The sequence below is a fragment of the Polynucleobacter sp. MWH-UH19D genome, assembly GCF_040409795.1.
Classification (GTDB): Bacteria; Pseudomonadota; Gammaproteobacteria; order Burkholderiales; family Burkholderiaceae; genus Polynucleobacter.
The window spans coordinates 1,624,770-1,641,967 of record NZ_CP099571.1; the positions used below are offsets into that span (position 1 = coordinate 1,624,770).

Annotated in this window: 19 protein-coding genes; 10 read left to right on the forward strand and 9 right to left on the reverse strand. The window is 45.7% G+C overall.

The genetic code is table 11. The features are described from left to right. On the reverse strand, positions 1 to 2,307 hold the full coding sequence (gene clpA / locus NHB34_RS08275) for an ATP-dependent Clp protease ATP-binding subunit ClpA (protein WP_353427168.1): 2,307 nt from the start codon (positions 2,305 to 2,307) through the stop codon (positions 1 to 3). Beyond that, positions 2,304 to 2,618 carry an ATP-dependent Clp protease adapter ClpS gene (clpS, locus tag NHB34_RS08280; RefSeq protein WP_353428586.1) on the reverse strand — a complete coding sequence of 105 codons (315 nt, stop codon included), beginning with the start codon at positions 2,616 to 2,618 and terminating at the stop codon, positions 2,304 to 2,306. Before clpS ends, clpA begins: the two co-directional genes overlap by 4 nt. A gap of 317 nt (positions 2,619 to 2,935) precedes the next feature. Between clpS and NHB34_RS08285 the strand changes: the two genes are divergently transcribed. Together NHB34_RS08285 and NHB34_RS08290 are read left to right on the forward strand one after the other, a co-directional pair. After that, the gene (locus NHB34_RS08285; protein ID WP_011903586.1) at positions 2,936 to 3,139 is read left to right on the forward strand and encodes a cold-shock protein; all 204 of its coding nucleotides are present in this window, start codon (positions 2,936 to 2,938) and stop codon (positions 3,137 to 3,139) included. Between the two features lie 83 nt (positions 3,140 to 3,222). Further along, on the forward strand, positions 3,223 to 3,672 hold the full coding sequence (locus tag NHB34_RS08290) for a DUF192 domain-containing protein (protein WP_353427169.1): 450 nt from the start codon (positions 3,223 to 3,225) through the stop codon (positions 3,670 to 3,672). Positions 3,673 to 3,680: 8 nt separating this feature from the next. Here the strand turns inward: NHB34_RS08290 and NHB34_RS08295 are convergent, their stop codons facing one another. From NHB34_RS08295 to argF, 4 genes are all read right to left on the reverse strand, one after another. Next, positions 3,681 to 4,421 (reverse strand): hypothetical protein, encoded by a 741-nt coding sequence (locus tag NHB34_RS08295; RefSeq protein ID WP_353427170.1) that lies wholly within the window; start codon positions 4,419 to 4,421, stop codon positions 3,681 to 3,683. A gap of 79 nt (positions 4,422 to 4,500) precedes the next feature. Next, positions 4,501 to 4,806, reverse strand: a complete 306-nt coding sequence (locus tag NHB34_RS08300) for a pyrimidine/purine nucleoside phosphorylase (RefSeq protein WP_353427171.1) — start codon at positions 4,804 to 4,806, stop codon at positions 4,501 to 4,503. Between the two features lie 36 nt (positions 4,807 to 4,842). Continuing rightward, positions 4,843 to 6,075, reverse strand: coding sequence for an argininosuccinate synthase (locus NHB34_RS08305; RefSeq protein ID WP_353427172.1), 1,233 nt, complete (start codon positions 6,073 to 6,075; stop codon positions 4,843 to 4,845). Between the two features lie 36 nt (positions 6,076 to 6,111). Next, a complete protein-coding gene (argF, locus tag NHB34_RS08310; RefSeq protein ID WP_353427173.1) occupies positions 6,112 to 7,059 on the reverse strand; it encodes an ornithine carbamoyltransferase in 948 nt (315 codons plus the stop codon). 147 nt (positions 7,060 to 7,206) lie between these two features. On the opposite strand from argF, the gene NHB34_RS08315 reads away from it, so the two are divergent. Beyond that, positions 7,207 to 7,521 carry a DUF3579 domain-containing protein gene (locus NHB34_RS08315; RefSeq protein ID WP_353427174.1) on the forward strand — a complete coding sequence of 105 codons (315 nt, stop codon included), beginning with the start codon at positions 7,207 to 7,209 and terminating at the stop codon, positions 7,519 to 7,521. A gap of 74 nt (positions 7,522 to 7,595) precedes the next feature. Here the strand turns inward: NHB34_RS08315 and rpsT are convergent, their stop codons facing one another. Then, entirely contained in the window at positions 7,596 to 7,862 is a 267-nt protein-coding gene (gene rpsT / locus NHB34_RS08320) for a 30S ribosomal protein S20 (protein ID WP_296970112.1), read from the reverse strand. A 151-nt stretch (positions 7,863 to 8,013) separates the two neighbouring features. On the opposite strand from rpsT, the gene murJ reads away from it, so the two are divergent. Both murJ and NHB34_RS08330 read left to right on the forward strand, forming a co-directional pair. Further along, positions 8,014 to 9,567, forward strand: coding sequence for a murein biosynthesis integral membrane protein MurJ (gene murJ / locus NHB34_RS08325; protein ID WP_353427175.1), 1,554 nt, complete (start codon positions 8,014 to 8,016; stop codon positions 9,565 to 9,567). Between the two features lie 5 nt (positions 9,568 to 9,572). Continuing rightward, positions 9,573 to 10,415, forward strand: coding sequence for a tetratricopeptide repeat protein (locus tag NHB34_RS08330; RefSeq protein WP_353427176.1), 843 nt, complete (start codon positions 9,573 to 9,575; stop codon positions 10,413 to 10,415). Between the two features lie 45 nt (positions 10,416 to 10,460). On the opposite strand, the gene NHB34_RS08335 is transcribed toward NHB34_RS08330, so the two are convergent. After that, entirely contained in the window at positions 10,461 to 11,105 is a 645-nt protein-coding gene (locus tag NHB34_RS08335) for a VTT domain-containing protein (protein WP_353428587.1), read from the reverse strand. A 58-nt stretch (positions 11,106 to 11,163) separates the two neighbouring features. Here NHB34_RS08335 and miaA point away from each other — a divergent pair, with 58 nt between their 5' ends. Beyond that, positions 11,164 to 12,192 carry a tRNA (adenosine(37)-N6)-dimethylallyltransferase MiaA gene (gene miaA, locus NHB34_RS08340; RefSeq protein ID WP_353427177.1) on the forward strand — a complete coding sequence of 343 codons (1,029 nt, stop codon included), beginning with the start codon at positions 11,164 to 11,166 and terminating at the stop codon, positions 12,190 to 12,192. Here the strand turns inward: miaA and purM are convergent. Then, positions 12,185 to 13,237: a phosphoribosylformylglycinamidine cyclo-ligase gene (gene purM, locus NHB34_RS08345; protein ID WP_353427178.1), complete on the reverse strand. Its 1,053-nt coding sequence runs from the start codon at positions 13,235 to 13,237 to the stop codon at positions 12,185 to 12,187. The genes miaA and purM overlap by 8 nt on opposite strands. Before the next feature lie 73 nt (positions 13,238 to 13,310). Between purM and NHB34_RS08350 the strand changes: the two genes are divergently transcribed. Genes NHB34_RS08350 through pcnB form a run of 4 tightly spaced genes read left to right on the forward strand, consistent with a single transcriptional unit; the run spans position 13,311 to position 17,165 of the window. Next, positions 13,311 to 14,300 (forward strand): AI-2E family transporter, encoded by a 990-nt coding sequence (locus NHB34_RS08350; protein ID WP_353427179.1) that lies wholly within the window; start codon positions 13,311 to 13,313, stop codon positions 14,298 to 14,300. Between the two features lie 10 nt (positions 14,301 to 14,310). Continuing rightward, positions 14,311 to 15,066, forward strand: coding sequence for a DnaA regulatory inactivator Hda (gene hda / locus NHB34_RS08355; protein ID WP_353427180.1), 756 nt, complete (start codon positions 14,311 to 14,313; stop codon positions 15,064 to 15,066). 18 nt (positions 15,067 to 15,084) lie between these two features. Next, positions 15,085 to 15,765, forward strand: a complete 681-nt coding sequence (locus NHB34_RS08360) for an HAD family hydrolase (protein ID WP_353427181.1) — start codon at positions 15,085 to 15,087, stop codon at positions 15,763 to 15,765. Then, positions 15,762 to 17,165, forward strand: a complete 1,404-nt coding sequence (pcnB, locus tag NHB34_RS08365) for a polynucleotide adenylyltransferase PcnB (RefSeq protein ID WP_353427182.1) — start codon at positions 15,762 to 15,764, stop codon at positions 17,163 to 17,165. Before NHB34_RS08360 ends, pcnB begins: the two co-directional genes overlap by 4 nt. The last annotated feature ends 33 nt before the right edge of the window (positions 17,166 to 17,198 follow it).

Here is a 17,198-nt window from a genome sequence, read left to right on the forward strand (position 1 = left end):
TTAAATTTCTTCCGCGGGTGCAATATCAACCTTGGCGGTTTTGCCTGGTAATTTTGGCACATCAAAACTAAGGGTCACTTTACCATCGGCATCAATATCCACATCTACATGCCCGCCCTGTGCTAACTTTCCAAACAGCAACTCGTCAGCCAAGGCTTTGCGAACAGTATCCTGAATAATGCGTTGCATTGGACGTGCGCCCATCAATGGATCAAAACCATGCTTAGCTAAGTGTGCTCGCAAAGCAGGGCTAAATGTAGCATCCACTTTCTTCTCATGAAGTTGCTCTTCTAATTGCATCAAGAACTTGTCAACCACACGCATGATGATGGTTTCGTCGAGCGCCTTGAATGACACAATGGCATCCAAGCGATTGCGGAACTCAGGCGTGAAGAACTTCTTAATATCCGCCATCTCATCACCAGATTCGCGAGCGTTGGTAAAGCCAATGGTTGACTTCTGCATTGCTTCAGCACCTGCATTGGTGGTCATAATGATGATCACGTTGCGGAAGTCTGTCTTGCGGCCGTTGTTATCGGTTAAGGTTCCGTGATCCATTACCTGCAGCAGAATATTAAAGATATCTGGGTGCGCTTTTTCAATCTCATCCAAGAGCAATACGCAATGAGGCTTTTTACTGACCGCCTCGGTCAATAAGCCACCCTGATCAAAACCAACGTATCCAGGAGGCGCGCCGATCAGACGGCTTACTGCGTGACGCTCCATGTACTCCGACATATCAAAACGCAAAAGTTCAATACCCAAGATAAAGGCTAATTGCTTAGCGACTTCAGTCTTACCAACACCAGTTGGCCCGGAGAATAAGAAAGAGCCAATCGGACGATCGATCTTACCGAGACCAGCACGCGTCATCTTAATAGCACTTGCCAAAGCCTCAATCGCTGGATCTTGACCAAATACCACGCTCTTAATATCGCGATCAAGGGTCTGCAACTTACTACGATCATCAACCGTAACGGATTGCGGCGGAATGCGTGCAATCTTGGCAACAATCTCCTCAATCTCGGGACGGCCAATCGTCTTCTTCTGTTTTGACTTAGGCAAAATACGTTGCGCTGCACCAGCTTCATCAATCACATCGATCGCCTTATCAGGCAAATGACGATCATTAATGTAGCGAGAAGAAAGTTCCGCAGCAGCCACTAAAGCACCAGCAGAGTACTTGACACTATGATGCTCTTCAAAACGAGATTTGAGGCCACGCAGAATTTGCACAGTCTGATCTACGGTCGGCTCAACCACATCTACTTTTTGGAAACGACGGGATAGAGCAGCATCCTTTTCGAAGATGCCGCGATACTCAGTAAAAGTGGTTGCGCCAATGCACTTCAATTGGCCATTAGACAAAGCAGGCTTTAACAAATTGCTGGCATCCAAAGTGCCGCCTGAAGCGGCGCCAGCGCCAATCAATGTATGAATCTCATCAATAAATAAAATGCCATGAGCATGATCTTTTAAAGACTTCAGAACGCTTTTGAGTCGCTGCTCAAAATCACCACGATATTTAGTTCCCGCGAGCAAGGCGCCCATATCTAATGAATAGACTGTTGCGTTCGCCAAAACCTCTGGCACATCCCCTTTCACGATTCTCCAAGCCAAGCCTTCGGCGATTGCAGTCTTACCTACGCCAGCCTCGCCTACCAATAACGGGTTATTTTTACGACGGCGGCATAGCACCTGAATGACACGCTCTACCTCACTCTCACGACCAATCAGTGGATCAATCTTGCCTTGGCGAGCCATGGCATTGAGGTTTTGAGTGTATTGATCAAGTGGGCTTTCTTTGCCAGAGGCTGCAGACTCTTCGGCATCTTGCGTAGATTCCACTGGCTTAACTTGCTCAGCTTGATCTTTACGCACACCATGGCTAATAAAGTTCACCGCATCTAAACGGGTAACCCCCTGCTGCTGCAAGAAATACACGGCATGCGAATCTTTCTCACCAAAAATCGCAACCAACACATTAGCGCCAGTGACTTCTTTTTTTCCATTTGAAGTGGACTGAACATGCATGATCGCACGCTGAATAACACGCTGAAAACCCAAAGTAGGCTGCGTATCTACTTCATCATTACCTGGCACAACAGGAGTGTTGTCATTAATAAAGTTTTTTAACTGGGCACGCAGCTCGGCAATATTGACTGCGCAAGCTTTAAGCACCTCAACCGCAGTAGCGTTATCTAGCAAGGCTGCAAGCAAATGCTCCACCGTAATGAACTCATGTCTGGACGCACGGGCGTCAACAAACGCCATATGCAGACTTACTTCTAGTTCTTGAGCAATCATGCTTCCTCCATAGTGCACTGTAGTGGGTGACCAGCTTCACGTGATAATTCGATTACTTGATGTACTTTAGTGGCAGCAACATCGCGAGTAAATACGCCGCATACACCCTTACCAACTAAATGTACTTGCAACATGATGCGTGTTGCAGTCTCATGATCCTTATTAAAATACTCCTGAATAATCATCACCACAAATTCCATTGGGGTGTAATCATCATTCAGCAATAAAACTTTATACATTGAAGGAACCTTAACTTGCTCGACTTGCTTTTCGAGCAAAAGGGTATCCTCAACATGGGGATTAGCAGGGATGCCTGTAGTGGGATTCTTTGGTGCGCGACTCATGAGAAACATTCTAAACACAGATATACAAACTTGATTTAAGGGGCTCTTGTTGCGAAAAACCCTAAAAAACCCTCATTTAACCCATATTGGGGCATTTTTCGACAAAAAAAGGGGTAATTACTGGTCAATAAAGGCACCTAACTCCTTGACACCCCTACAAAAAGGGCAAACAATCAAGGGGTAGGCCTCTAAAAGGGTTCTATTTAGGCGTGTTGTGGATTGAGACTGATTAAAAAGTATTTACCCTCATCACGGTTGTTTTAAGTTTATGTAATGGAGTTCGCATGGCGACCGGAATTGTTAAGTGGTTCAATGATGCAAAAGGTTTTGGCTTTATCAAACCGGATGATGGTGAAGAAGAGTTGTTCGCGCATTTCAGCGCAATTACTATGCCTGGGTTCAAGACCCTCAAGGAAAACCAAAAGGTAACTTTTGATATTACCCAAGGTCCTAAAGGCAAACAAGCTACAAATATCCAAGCGGCTTAATAGTCCTTAGATCATTATGAGAAACCCAGGATTTGCTCCTGGGTTTTTTTTCGTCTGCAATTTGTCTCACTTAAAATACAAGCATGTTTACAAAAGTAAAACTCATAAAGCTTTTTATTTCTAGCGTTCTGCTTTGTTCCGCAAATGTTTGGGCGCAGCTCAACGTGGGGCTGCCAACTGTTGAACTGAAAGCAGGCATCTATCGCATTCAAGCAGAGCTTGCAGATACTCCCAAGAGTAGAGAAATTGGTCTTATGAATCGTACCAGCATGCCAACGAACTCCGGCATGCTATTTATGTTTGAGCAAAAAGCAGGTCATTGCTTCTGGATGAACAATACCAAGATTCCACTATCGATCGCTTTTATTGCTGACGATGGCAAGATCGTGAACATCGAAGAGATGCAGGCCGAAACAACTAATAATCATTGCCCCAAAGCTGCAGTGCGCTACGCCCTAGAGATGAACAAGCAATGGTTCTCTGATCGAGTGATCGTTCCTGGAAGTGTCATTACTCGACTACCTAGAAAGTAATTCGACATCTAATTTTTTAGAATAAATTGGGCAGCAGATTTTATAAACTCAGATTCCTTCTGATTAAAGCCGTGGTAAGCCTTTGAGCCGCAGACATCGCCCTCACTCACTCCGCCATCAATCTGAATAAGCTGAGAAATTGTTTTGGGTGAACGACCTTCAATAATTCGCTCAGATGTAACCAATGGAGTAGAAGCGCAACCATCATCGGTATGGTGAATTGCCATTACTGGAATCGTAACATCTGAATCAATCGATGCAGATCGATATGTACCAGCAACAATTACTCCCGCAACCAAACGCTCTTTATCTTTTCCACCATTCACAAACTCTGTCACACTGACAGTTCCCATGCTGTGACCAAAAATCCACACAGGCAAATTAAATTTATCTCTGTAGTAATTCACAACATTTAGGATTCGCTGCTGATGATCCCGAATTGAGCGGGAATTTCTCATCCCCGCACCTAGGTCATACGGAGTATCCACAAGAACCGCATCGATTCCATATTGAGCCCATAAATCTTTTGACCTAACAAAGGTGTGAAAATTTGTAGTGGAGCCATCATCTTGCAAACGCAGAACACCACCGCCACCAGGAAATAACAATACAACTGCCTTAGCATTTCTTACTGGAATCAATAATGTACGTGTGGGAGCATCATCTTTATAGGGAACGTCAAAGACTTGAGCATTCGCAAGAGAAGAAACAAGAATCCAGGACAGAAGAAATAAGCGAATAAATTTCATTGAGCTATTCTCACATACTTAGCATGCAAATGAGCATGAAAAAAGCCACCCGCAGGTGGCTTTTGTTGAGTGGTTTGATTTACTCAAAATGACAAACATAATGCACAGGCTGTTCAGCGCGGATGATGAAGTAACCGCCTTTTTGCACTTCCCAGCTTTGTCCAGCCTTGAACTCTTGCTCGGGGGCGCCATTGATACTCACAAATGCAGTGCCATCAACCACTTCCATCACCTCTTTAGTGCTGAGGTCAAAACGCAAGGTGCTTGGCAATACAACGCCCACAGATTTACGTACGCCATTAGGCATCGTGACAGTATGTGACACGCACTTGCCATCAAAAAATACATTGGCTTTCTTACCAACGGAAACTTGATCAAATTGCATCTGAATTCTTTCTATGTTGTTTGGTTCTGATTTAAATTATTTCTTAGTACGCTTACGTTTTGCAGTCTCAGCAATACGCATACGCAGCGCATTGAGTTTGATGAAGCCGCCAGCATCAGCTTGGTTATAAGCACCACCGTCATCATCAAAGGTTGCGATAGTTTGATCAAACAAAGTATTGGCTGAGTCGCGTGAAATCACAGACACAGAACCCTTGTAGAGTTTCAAACGCACTACGCCGTTTACCATCTGTTGTGTATGGTCAATTAAAGTTTGCAAAGCAATGCGCTCTGGAGACCACCACAAGCCGTTATAGATCAGACTTGCATAACGCGGCATGAGATCATCTTTTAAGTGTGCTACTTCACGATCTAGCGTAATACTCTCAATGCCACGATGGGCTTTGAGCAAAATTGTGCCGCCAGGAGTTTCATAACAGCCACGGCTCTTCATGCCGACAAAACGGTTTTCTACTAAATCGAGACGACCGATACCATGCTTACCGCCTAGGCGATTCAGTTCAGCCAATAATTCATGTGGCTTATATGCCTTGCCGTTAATCGCAACCGGATCACCGGATTTAAATTCAATTTCAATAATTTCAGGGGCATCTGGAGCCTTTTCAGGAGAAACAGTCCAGCGCCACATGGATTCTTCAGCCTCAGCATTTGGATCTTCTAAGTGACGACCTTCATAACTGATGTGCAATAAGTTGGCATCCATGGAATATGGCGAGCCACCTTGCTTATGCTTCATCTCTACTGGAATGCCATGCTTTTCGGCGTAGGCCATCAACTTCTCGCGAGAAAGAAGATCCCACTCACGCCATGGAGCAATAACTTTAATTCCTGGCTCAAGCGCGTAGTAGCCTAATTCAAAGCGAACCTGATCATTACCCTTGCCGGTAGCACCATGAGATACAGAGTCCGCGCCAGTTAAGCGCGCAATTTCAATTTGACGCTTTGCAATTAATGGGCGAGCGATCGAAGTGCCGAGTAAATATTCGCCCTCATAAATCGTATTGGCACGAAACATGGGGAATACAAAGTCCCGTACAAACTCTTCACGCAAGTCATCGATAAAGATATTTTCTGGCTTGATGCCAAATTGGAGTGCTTTAGCACGAGCAGGCTCTAACTCTTCACCCTGACCCAAATCAGCAGTGAAAGTAACGATTTCACAACCATAAGTATCTTGAAGCCACTTCAAGATCACACTCGTGTCGAGTCCACCTGAATAGGCTAGTACGGCTTTTTTAATATCAGACATGATTTCTTATTCAATAAAAATTAATAAACAAATGACTTAATCTAAGCGACCACAGAGCAAATACTCCATCAAAGCTTTTTGAACATGCAAACGATTTTCCGCCTCTTCCCAGACGATACTTTGTGGACCATCCATCACACCCGCAGAAACTTCTTCGCCACGATGTGCAGGTAGGCAGTGCATAAATAAAGCGTCAGGCTTCGCGAGCGCCATCAACTCCTCATCAACCATCCAGTCTTTAAAAGCATGCATACGCGATGTATTCTCAGCCTCATAACCCATGCTAGTCCATACATCTGTGGTGACCAAATCGGCGCCTTTACATGCGTCCTTCGGATCTGCGCAAATAGTGAGGTGCTTAGCAGCATTACTGCTAAGGCGAGCAGGATCTAATTGATAACCCTCTGGCGCAGAAAAACGTAATTGGAAATCTAAGCACTCAGCGGCCTGAATCCAGGTATAGGCCATGTTATTGGCATCGCCTACCCACGCCACAGTCTTTCCTTGTATGGGTCCACGTGCTTCAACGTAAGTAAAAATATCCGCAAGCACTTGGCATGGGTGATATTCATTGGTCAGACCATTAATCACTGGCACACGAGAGTTCGCTGCGAAACGCTCGATGATTTCCTGTCCAAAGGTACGAATCATGATGATGTCAGTCATTCTAGAAATGACCTGTGCAGCATCCTCTACAGGCTCGCCACGACCTAGCTGAGTATCGCGAGTATTGAGATAAACCGCATGACCACCCAGCTGATGTACACCCGCTTCAAAAGACAGCCGCGTACGGGTTGAATGCTTCTCAAAAATCATCGCCAAAGTACGATCATGCAAAGGGTGCCATGTCTCGTAACTTTTAAATTTGGCCTTTAACCATGCCGATCTTTTCAGCAGATAGTCATACTCTTCACGAGTGAGGTCAGCAAACTGCAGGTAGTGCTTTACCTGACCAGGCACTTGGGGCTTTGCCAGAGATGTCATAGTTGAGCTTTCTACTAAAGTTTTGGCTTGCATTTTTTCTTAAATCAATCAACTGCACGAAAATAGAACATAAAGCCATCTTATGGCCACCTCAGGCTGTTAAGCTAGAGGGCTTAGTACTACTCCTTCAAATATCCAAACGTCAACTTGAACCACAAAACGCTTTTCATTCAAGGCATTACAACCTCTGGTAAACCATTTAGGCCCAGCGATTGGGCGGAGCGTCTTTGCGGGGTTATGGCTACTTTTCGCCCTCCAGGTGACTCTGGAGACCCTCGCTTCACTTATTCGCCCTACGTCAGACCAGTACTGATTGCAAAAGTGAAATGCGTTGTTATTGATACCAGACTGGGTGACCTCGACCCCAGAGCGTTGGACTTTGTCATGAACTTTGCCAAAGACAACAATCTACCGATCGAAGAGGCTTGCGAATTCAATCCAGCATCGCCTCCCCAGCCTTAAAAACAAAAACCCGCTCTGATGAGGAGCGGGCTTAGGTCGAAGTATGCTTCGACCAGCCTAAAACAAAAACTAAATTACGCTGCCATCGCCTTAATCGCTGCAGACAAACGTGACTTTTGACGTGCCGCAGTATTTTTGTGAGCAATCTTTTTATCAGCAATCTTGTCGATGGTTGATTGAGTTGCTGCGAATACTTTTGCAGCAGCAGCTTTATCGCCAGATTCAATTGCTTTACGCACTGCCTTAATGGAAGTACGGAGCTTTGAACGCAAGCTGGAATTGTGCTCGTTCTGTTTTACTGCCTGGCGTGCGCGCTTACGCGCTTGTGCTGTATTGGCCATCTTTAAACCTTGCCTCTATAAATTGCTAAATACGATTAGTTAAATATCTTGCGACCCTGCTAAATTTGTAAGCAAGCTCGCCAAAACCCAAGATTTTACCTGAAAGGGGCAAAAAAGCCCAGTCAAACCATAAATAGGGGAAAATCGGCTCATGAACCTGCTTTCTGCCGCTGCCAAGGTCAGTTCCCTCACCATGCTATCCCGCATTACGGGATTGCTACGGGAAACGCTCATTGCACGTAGTTTCGGGGCTTCAGAGTGGACGGATGCCTTTAACGTCGCCTTTAGGTTGCCCAACCTGCTACGGAGACTATTCGCGGAAGGGGCCTTTTCCCAGGCTTTTGTGCCCATTTTGGGAGAAATTTCCACAAATGAGGACCAAAACAAGGCCAAAATCCTCATCAATGCCGTTGCCACCCTACTATTTTGGGCTTTATTACTGACGGTATTGGCGGGGGTCATTGGTGCCCCTTTATTGATTTTGGTGATCGCCACCGGCTTTAGTGGTAGCCCAGCCTACGATGCTAGCGTTGTCATGACGCGGATCATGTTCCCTTACATTGGACTCATTTCCATGGTCTCATTGTCAGCTGGAATCTTGAACACCTACCAACGCTTTGCGATCCCAGCGTTTACACCTGTTCTCTTAAATCTTGCACTAATCGGTAGCGCCATTTTTTTAGCGCCCCATTTAGATCAGCCTATTTACGCCCTCAGTCTTGGAGTGCTTATTGGCGGCGTATTGCAGTTAGCTATTCAAGTGCCATCACTTTTACGTTTGGGTCTGTTGCCGCGTATTGGCTTACTACCAAAAGCAATAAAAGCCGCCTTGAGCAATCACGACGCGAGACGCGTTATGAAACTGATGGGTCCTGCAGTATTCGCGGTATCCGTTGCGCAAATATCTCTCATCATTAACACCAACATTGCCTCCCGCTTACAAGCTGGAAGTGTGTCATGGCTTTCCTATGCAGATCGTTTGATGGAATTTCCAACCGCTCTGCTTGGCGTTGCACTTGGTACGGTGCTGTTACCCAGCTTGAGTAAAGCAAATGCTAAAAATGATTTGGTGCATGCGGGTGAGTTATTAATTTGGGGCTTACAGCTCACTTTCTTGTTAGCTGCACCTTCTGCCATTGCGCTGTTTATTTTTGGCGAGCCTTTAGCAGCCGTCTTGTATCACTACGGAAAATTCAGCGCACTGGACGTCCTTATGACACAGCGCGCATTAGCCGCATACGGCGTTGGATTAATTGGTTTGATCTTGGTAAAAATTTTGGCGCCCGGTTTTTACTCACGGCAAGATATTCGTACGCCCGTCAAAATTGGCTTAGTTGTTCTCATTGCCACCCAGCTAGCAAACCTCGTCTTTGTTCCTTGGCTTGGTCATGCAGGACTGGCTTTGTCTGTTGGCACCGGCGCCTGCCTGAATGCAGCTCTACTATGGATAGGCCTAAGCAAGCGGGGTGCGCTTCCTAACGCTGCATGGCTTAAGTACCTAGGGCAACTTTTGCTTGCATTAATCCCGTTTTCAGCGGTGCTCTTTTACGCCGCCTCCACGCATAACTGGATCGCACTTCAAGCCGAACCCTGGACTCGTATTGGCCTATTAGCACTATGGTTAACGGCTGCGGCCTTGGTTTACTTTGTTTCTTTGGCTTTAGTAGGAATTCGCTGGCAAAAATTCTTACGTCATGCAAAATAGGTAGTATGCCAACACAACAGCTCGACTACTTCACTTCATTAGTTGCTGAAGATGAACACTTTCCGCTAACGGAAGCTACCATCGCAGTAGCGCAACACGCATACCCAGATCTTGATGTTCAAGGAGTACTTGATCAGCTTGATGAGCTAGGTAATAAATTAAAAGCACGCATTACACCGGATACATCACCAGTGCAGCGCTTGCAAATATTGAAGCACTTTTTTTATACCGATTTAGGGTTTGGCCCAAACCCAAATGATTTTTATGCCCCTGAGAATTCTTACTTGCACTATGTGCTTGAAAATCGTCGTGGTATACCCATCTCTCTAGCCATTCTGATGATGGAATTAGGACAGCAAATTGGTTTAAAGATTCGCGGTGTTTCATTTCCAAATCACTTTATGATGCGCATCTCCTTGCAGCAAGGCGAAGTGATTATGGATCCCCTCACTGGTGAATCACTCTCTAAAAACCAGTTACAAGAAATGCTGGATCCCTACCTCGATGCCAAAGGCTATCGAGGCGAGCTCAGTCTTCCTTTGAACGTCTTCTTGCGAGCCTCCAGCTCGAGAGAAATCCTCTCCCGATTTCTTAGAAACCTCAAAATGATCTACTCAGAACATGAGCGGTGGGAGCGCCTGCTAGGCATCCAAGAACGTCTCGTGATTTTGTTGCCTGATTCCATTGAAGAAGTTCGAGATCGCGGCCTGATCTTTGCGCAGCTGGAATATTTGCGGCCCGCCTTAGCAGATATGCATCGCTATCTAAGCGAGGCTCCAGAGGCAGAGGATGCTAGCGATATTCGCGAGCATATCGCAACATTAGAAAGCCAAACAAAACTGCATTAAGCAATCTTCATTAAGAAATCTGAGAGACAACTTAAACTTGTCTGCTTAGTTTTTCTTGCGTTGAATAAGTTTATATAGCGCAGCCAAGAACACAGGTATTGCAGCTGCACCTATGCCGACTAAAACAATGACGTTAAGGTTTTGCCGAATAAACGGAATGTTGCCAAAGAAATATCCAGCAATCACCAAGCTGAAAATCCAAAGAGCGGCGCCCGCTATATTAAACAATTGAAAACGAGAAAAATTCATCTCTGATACACCGGCGACAAACGGCGCGAATGTACGAATGATTGGAAGAAAGCGCGCAAGAATAATAGTTTTACCACCATGCTTTTCATAGAACGCATGGGTCTTCAATAGAGCGCCTTGATCAATCCAACGAGATTGACTACTAAATACTTTTTTACCAATCCATCGACCAATGAAATAGTTCACCGTATTGCCTGAAACTGCGGCAATTAATAAACCAATACACAAAGTCCAAAGATTAAATTGCTCAGTTGCGCAATAAGCACCTGCGATAAAGAGCAAAGAATCGCCAGGCAAGAATGGGGCAATCACTAAACCCGTTTCCGCAAATACGATGGCAAAAAGTAATCCATATGCCCATGGACCATATTGAGAAATCACCACATCTAAATGGCGATCAATGTGGAGCAATAAATCACTCAACTGCAAAAGGGCATCAATCAACTTGCTCTCCAAAAATAGGTTTGATGGGCATCTTAACAGGCTCTTATAATGCCTTATGCAAACTGAACTACACATTCAGCCTATGCAGTCACTAGCAAACAACCCAATACTGTGTATTGTGGGGCCGACTGGTGCAGGCAAAACCCATCTCGCCATGTTGCTGGCGGAATATGCTAAATCTATTGGCCAGACTGTAGAGCTAATCAGCATGGATTCTGCGCTAGTCTATCGCGGCTTAGATATTGGCAGCGCGAAACCTACTAAAGCAGAACAGGCAACCGTCACCCATCATCTGATAGATATTCTTGAACCAACTGAAGTCTACTCAGCAGCACGCTTTGCGAAAGATGCAAAGCAACTATGCACAGAAATTGTTGGCAGAGGAAATATCCCCGTGATTGTCGGGGGCACCATGCTCTACTGGAGAGCATGGGCATATGGGTTATCGTCATTGCCAACCGCAAACCCCGAGATCCGACAGCGATTAGATGATGAGGGTAAGCGTATTGGTTGGCCAGCGATGCATGCCAAACTCGCTGCGATCGATCCAGAAACTGCCATGCGTTTAGAGCCTAATGATTCACAACGAGTTCAACGCGCCCTTGAAGTTTATGAAATTACTGGCAAAGCAATGTCTAGCCTACTGGCAGAATCACCTAGCGAGGATGGCAGAGAGGGTTCTGATATTCCACAATGGATCAACTTGGTTTCACTAGAACCCAGTGATCGCAAGCAACTGCATCAAAATTTAGAAAAACGCTTTGATCAAATGCTAGCAGCAGGCTTTTTAGATGAAGTAAAGCGCTTGCGAAAAAATCCAGACCTACATGAAGACTTACCTGCTATACGTTCAGTCGGTTATCGCCAAGCTTGGGAATTTCTGAATGGGGAAATTAATGCCGAGCAAATGCGCTACAAAGCATTGGCAGCAACCAGACAATTAGGCAAGCGTCAACTCACTTGGCTCAGAGCCATCTCTGGGAGAAATACCTTTGACCCCTTCAACCCAACTGAGATGAAGGCGGCTCTGGACTATTGCAAAAAAAGTTTGAAGGCGCTTACTGAGATAAGCAATCTTAAATAACGATGGTTTGAGGAGCATCTTTTGGACGCTCTACCACTTCACCAACAACCCATGCCTTTAGACCTTGTGCAGTAAGTGATTTGATCGCTGCATCAGCCTGAGCTGGCGACACAATTACCACCATGCCAATACCGCAGTTAAACACTCGCACCATTTCTGTATCGGCAACCCCACCCTTCATCTGCAACCAACGAAAGAGTTCAGGCAACTGCCAGCTATCGCGATGCAAGACGGCTTGAGTATTCTCAGGCAATACGCGTGGTACGTTATCCACCAAACCACCACCAGTAATGTGAGCCATACCCTTCACATCGATTTCAGAAATCAACTTCAGGAGGGGCTTCACATAAATTTCTGTTGGAGCCATAACCACGTCACCTAATGAGCGACCACCCAAATCATCGCTTGGTTTTGCGCCCGCGCGTTCAATAATTTTTCGAACTAATGAGTAACCATTGGAATGTGCGCCGCTAGATCCAATTGCCAACACGACATCTCCAGGGACAATCGTGTTGCCCGTAATAATTTTGGATTTCTCAACTGCACCGACAGCAAAACCTGCTAAGTCATATTCACCTGGAGGATACATTCCAGGCATCTCTGCAGTTTCACCGCCGATCAATGCACAACCTGATAATTCACAACCCTTAGCAATACCACCCACTACTGTTGCAGCAGTCTCCACAGACAGCTTGCCGCAAGCAAAATAATCCAAGAAAAATAATGGCTCAGCACCCTGGACCAAAATGTCATTCACGCTCATGGCCACCAAATCCTGACCAATGGTGCCGTGACGATTCCACTCAAAAGCCAAGCGAAGCTTTGTGCCCACTCCATCAGTACCTGATACCAAAACTGGCTCTTTATAGCGCTTTGGTACTTCAAAAAGAGCGCCAAAGCCGCCAATACCAGCCAAAACACCCTCTCGCATGGTTTTCTTGGCCAAGGGCTTAATGCGATCGACTAAATCATCCCCAGCATCAATATCAACGCCCGCATCGCGGTAAGAAAGGCCTTTTGAAGCAGAATTAGTAGAAGAAGTCATATCTAGAGCAGGAATATTAGTAAAAAATGCGACTGGGTCAGTAGAATCATTGAATTCTAGAGGATTACTCGTAATGGCTGAAATTTTTACCCCATTTTTGACCGCATTTATCTTGGCATACGCACTCAGACCGGTTTGCCTATGGCTTGAACAGCACCGCATCCCTCGCGGCCTCGCTGCTGGCCTAGCCGTCCTATTTGGGCTAGGTCTCATTTTTTCTATTCTTAGCCTATTTATTGGGCTGCTCAAATACGAAATTCCGCTCATTCGTGCTCAGATCCCTAGCTGGATCAGTAATACCCAAACTTGGCTTGGTCCAAAGCTAAATGACCTGCATATCAATTTTGACTGGGCCGCACTCAAAGTGGATGCTATTCAAAAAATCACAACGCATATCAATGAAAATGCAGACACCTTAATGAGCTCCATCCTCGATACCGTTCTATTGTCAGGAAGCTCAGTAATCGCAGGCTTTGTGAACGGAGTACTGATCATCTTTGTAATGTTTTACTTATTAATTGACTGGACGCACTTCTTTGGCTTGCTACAAACCATTGTTCCAGTACGGGCGCAAAAAACCGTGCACCACCTTGCCATGCACACAGATGGCCTTCTATCTCAATACTTGCGTGGAATGTTGATGGTGGTCTCCATCATGGCGGCTTACTACAGCGCTGGCCTTGCTTTAATCGGCATCAAGGGTGCTGTGGCGTTGGGCGTATTCACAGCCCTCATGATTGTCATTCCTTATATTGGCATTGCTTTAGGCCTAAGTCTTGCAATTGTTTCGGCACTTTTACAGTTTGGCCCCAATACAGAAGCACTCGGAGTGCTCGTCCTTTTTGGTCTTGGGCAATTTATTGAGGGTTTCTTCCTTACCCCGCGACTAGTGGGCGAACGTATCGGATTACACCCTGTAGCCGTGTTGTTTGCGTTGCTTTTATTTGGAAAACTGTTCGGCTTCTTCGGCATTCTCTTGGCGCTACCGATCAGCGCAGTGAGCTTGGTATTGGTTAAATACCTTTGGACTGTTTATACACAAAGCACTTGGTACCAAAAGTAATTTCGCTGCAATGAATACGTCTCCACTGCCAAAGCAGTTTGCTTTAGATATCAGCCACACTCCAAAAGCAAGTCTTGAAAATTATCTTCCTGGAAACGATCGCGCACTCATCTCAACCCTGCAAGCACTTTGTAACTCTTGGAAGCAAGACTTACCAGAGAAAATCAATAATCCGCTAAATCATCGTTGGCTTTATTGGTGGGGGCCTGAGGGATCTGGGCGCACACATTTACTTCAAGCGATTGCTAACGCAGCAGAATTAGCTGGCCTTCACTCGTTTGCCTTATCACCTAATGAACCTATCACTTGGGTGCGACTCGAAGAGAAAATTTTAGCTTTAGCGCAAAACGATGAGGCCTCCATCATCACCGTCGATGATGTGAATTATTTAGATGACAGGCTGGTTGGCGCTCTTTTTCGTATTTTGAATTCAGTTCAAGCCAGCAAGAATATTCATATCTTTATGGCTGGCAATGCTGCGCCGGCTAACCTGGTACTACGCGAAGATTTACGAACACGCCTCGGGTGGGGACTAGTCTTTCAGACTCGGCTCTTGAGTGATGATGAGAAAATACAAGCTTTAGAGCAAGCAGCCAAAGACCGTGGCTTGGTGCTATCACCGGAAGTAGTGCCATGGTTACTAAATCGCTTTTATCGTGACATGCCTAACTTGATGGCATTAATCGATGCTTTGGATGCTTACTCTTTGGAAACTAAACGTGCTGTAACCTTACCGCTGGTGCGCGAGCTCCTGCAACCCAAATAATTTTTTGATATTTCACTAGTGACAAACTTAGCCCTTTTTGATTTAGATCACACTTTACTTCCCTGCGATAGCGATTATGAATGGGGGCAGTTTCTGGCACGTATTGGTGTGGTTGATAGCGAATACTATGCGCGACAAAATGAACGCTTTTACCAAGATTACAAAGATGGCAAGCTCGACATTCATGAATTTTTGCGCTTTGCTCTAAAGCCGCTTTCCGAGCACTCGCGCGCACAACTGAAAGAATGGCATGATCAATTCATGCATGAGGTGATTAATGGCCAGCTGCGTCAAAAAGCCATTGATTTAGTCAAACAACATCAAGATGCTGGCGATCTTTGTTGCGTTGTCACGGCTACCAATAGCTTTGTTACACGCCCAATTGTTGAGCGCTTTGGTATTGAGCATTTGATTGCTACTGAACCAGCAACTCATGGCGATAACCCGCTAGCCGACTTCACGGGCGAAGTCAAAGGCAGTCCAAATTTTCGTGAAGGCAAAATTTTGAATGTGCATAGTTGGCTTGCGCAACAACAACTCGCACTTGCTCAATTACCACGCAGCTATTTTTATTCCGATTCCATCAATGACTTGCCATTGCTTGAACAAGTTAGCCATCCCGTTGTAACCAATCCCGATGATCGTCTGCGCAAGGAAGCACAATCACGCAATTGGCCCATTCTTGAGTTGTTTGCATGATTACTAAGTTTTTAAAACGCATTTTGCGGCGTGACCCCATGGTTAAGCATACGCAAGCTAATCAAACGGGAGCTCCTAAGCGGATTCCTAAAAAATCTCATCGTATCGACCCACATCTTCTCTCTAAAAACGCGGTCAAAGTTACCCAAACTTTGCAACAAGCTGGCTACGAGGCATTTATTGTCGGTGGCGCAGTACGAGATCTCGTTTTAGGGATTGAGCCAAAAGATTTTGATGTAGCAACTAACGCAACACCAGATCAAGTACAAAGACTCTTTCGCAAAGCGCGCCTCATTGGTAGACGCTTTCAAATTGTTCATGTCACCTTCTTTGGCAAAGGTCACCCAGAAATCATCGAAGTGTCTACTTTTAGAGCGCTACTCGATAACGCTGGTGATCATGTAGCAGAAAGCGGTCGTATCTTGCGAGATAACGTCTGGGGCTCGCAAGGCGAGGATGCTGCCCGCCGCGACTTTACGATCAATGCCATGTATTACGACCCATCTACCGAAACTGTCCTGGACTATCACGGTGGCATGGCAGATATGCAAAGAAAAACCTTGCGCATGATTGGCGACCCAGCTAAACGTTATCGGGAAGATCCCGTGCGGATGCTCAGAGCGATTCGTTTTGCCGCTAAAACCGGCTTTAGTCTTGATCAAAATACTCGCTTGCCGATTGCTAGATTAGGCAAGCTATTACAAGATGTGCCAGCAGCAAGGCTCTTTGATGAAATACTGAAGCTTCTCATGTCTGGCTACTCTTGGGCGGCTATTCAAGGTCTTCAGGAAGCAGGATTGCATCACGGGCTACTCCCTCTGCTAGACCGCATCCTTGATGACAGCGAAAATGCTATTGGCGCAAATGCTTTTGTGAAATTAGCGCTCGCCAATACAGATCAACGCATCCAATCTGGGAAAAGTGTATCTGCAGGATTTTTATTCGCCACCTTGCTTTGGCCAGATCTTCTGAAAAATTGGAAAACAAACCTTGCCAAAGGAATGGCTAATATTCCGGCACTACAAGATGCCATGGACGAAACCATCGCAACCCAAAGTAGCGGCATGACCATACAGCGCCGTTTTGAGAGCGACATGCGAGAAATTTGGTCGATGCAACCCCGCTTCGAAAGACGTGTAGGGCGTTACCCTTATCGCTTGATTGAAATGCCCCGTTTTAGGGCAGGCTATGACTTTATGCTCTTGCGTTGCGCAACAGGCGAGCAAAGCCCCGCACTTGGTGAATGGTGGACTAGCTTCATTGCAGCAGATCCAGTAGGGCAGGAGGCGTTAATGGCTAGCGCTAAGACCGAGCTAGGCAATACCACTAACTCGCCAACAAAAAGAAGGCGGCGCAGAAAACCAAAACCCACAACTCCAATAGAAGCATCTTCGAGCTAAGCAAACTTATATAAATTTCGGTAAAGTAATTCC

What these genes read in the sequence shown, in the direction of transcription:
- clpA (WP_353427168.1), bottom strand. Translation starts at nt 2,307, where the DNA reads ATGATTGCTCAAGAACTAGAAGTAAGTCTGCATATGGCGTTTGTTGAC.
- NHB34_RS08285 (WP_011903586.1), top strand. Translation starts at nt 2,936, where the DNA reads ATGGCGACCGGAATTGTTAAGTGGTTCAATGATGCAAAAGGTTTTGGC.
- NHB34_RS08290 (WP_353427169.1), top strand. Translation starts at nt 3,223, where the DNA reads ATGTTTACAAAAGTAAAACTCATAAAGCTTTTTATTTCTAGCGTTCTG.
- NHB34_RS08295 (WP_353427170.1), bottom strand. Translation starts at nt 4,421, where the DNA reads ATGAAATTTATTCGCTTATTTCTTCTGTCCTGGATTCTTGTTTCTTCT.
- NHB34_RS08300 (WP_353427171.1), bottom strand. Translation starts at nt 4,806, where the DNA reads ATGCAATTTGATCAAGTTTCCGTTGGTAAGAAAGCCAATGTATTTTTT.
- NHB34_RS08305 (WP_353427172.1), bottom strand. Translation starts at nt 6,075, where the DNA reads ATGTCTGATATTAAAAAAGCCGTACTAGCCTATTCAGGTGGACTCGAC.
- argF (WP_353427173.1), bottom strand. Translation starts at nt 7,059, where the DNA reads ATGACATCTCTGGCAAAGCCCCAAGTGCCTGGTCAGGTAAAGCACTAC.
- rpsT (WP_296970112.1), bottom strand. Translation starts at nt 7,862, where the DNA reads ATGGCCAATACAGCACAAGCGCGTAAGCGCGCACGCCAGGCAGTAAAA.
- murJ (WP_353427175.1), top strand. Translation starts at nt 8,014, where the DNA reads ATGAACCTGCTTTCTGCCGCTGCCAAGGTCAGTTCCCTCACCATGCTA.
- NHB34_RS08330 (WP_353427176.1), top strand. Translation starts at nt 9,573, where the DNA reads ATGCCAACACAACAGCTCGACTACTTCACTTCATTAGTTGCTGAAGAT.
- miaA (WP_353427177.1), top strand. Translation starts at nt 11,164, where the DNA reads ATGCAAACTGAACTACACATTCAGCCTATGCAGTCACTAGCAAACAAC.
- purM (WP_353427178.1), bottom strand. Translation starts at nt 13,237, where the DNA reads ATGACTTCTTCTACTAATTCTGCTTCAAAAGGCCTTTCTTACCGCGAT.
- NHB34_RS08350 (WP_353427179.1), top strand. Translation starts at nt 13,311, where the DNA reads ATGGCTGAAATTTTTACCCCATTTTTGACCGCATTTATCTTGGCATAC.
- hda (WP_353427180.1), top strand. Translation starts at nt 14,311, where the DNA reads ATGAATACGTCTCCACTGCCAAAGCAGTTTGCTTTAGATATCAGCCAC.
- pcnB (WP_353427182.1), top strand. Translation starts at nt 15,762, where the DNA reads ATGATTACTAAGTTTTTAAAACGCATTTTGCGGCGTGACCCCATGGTT.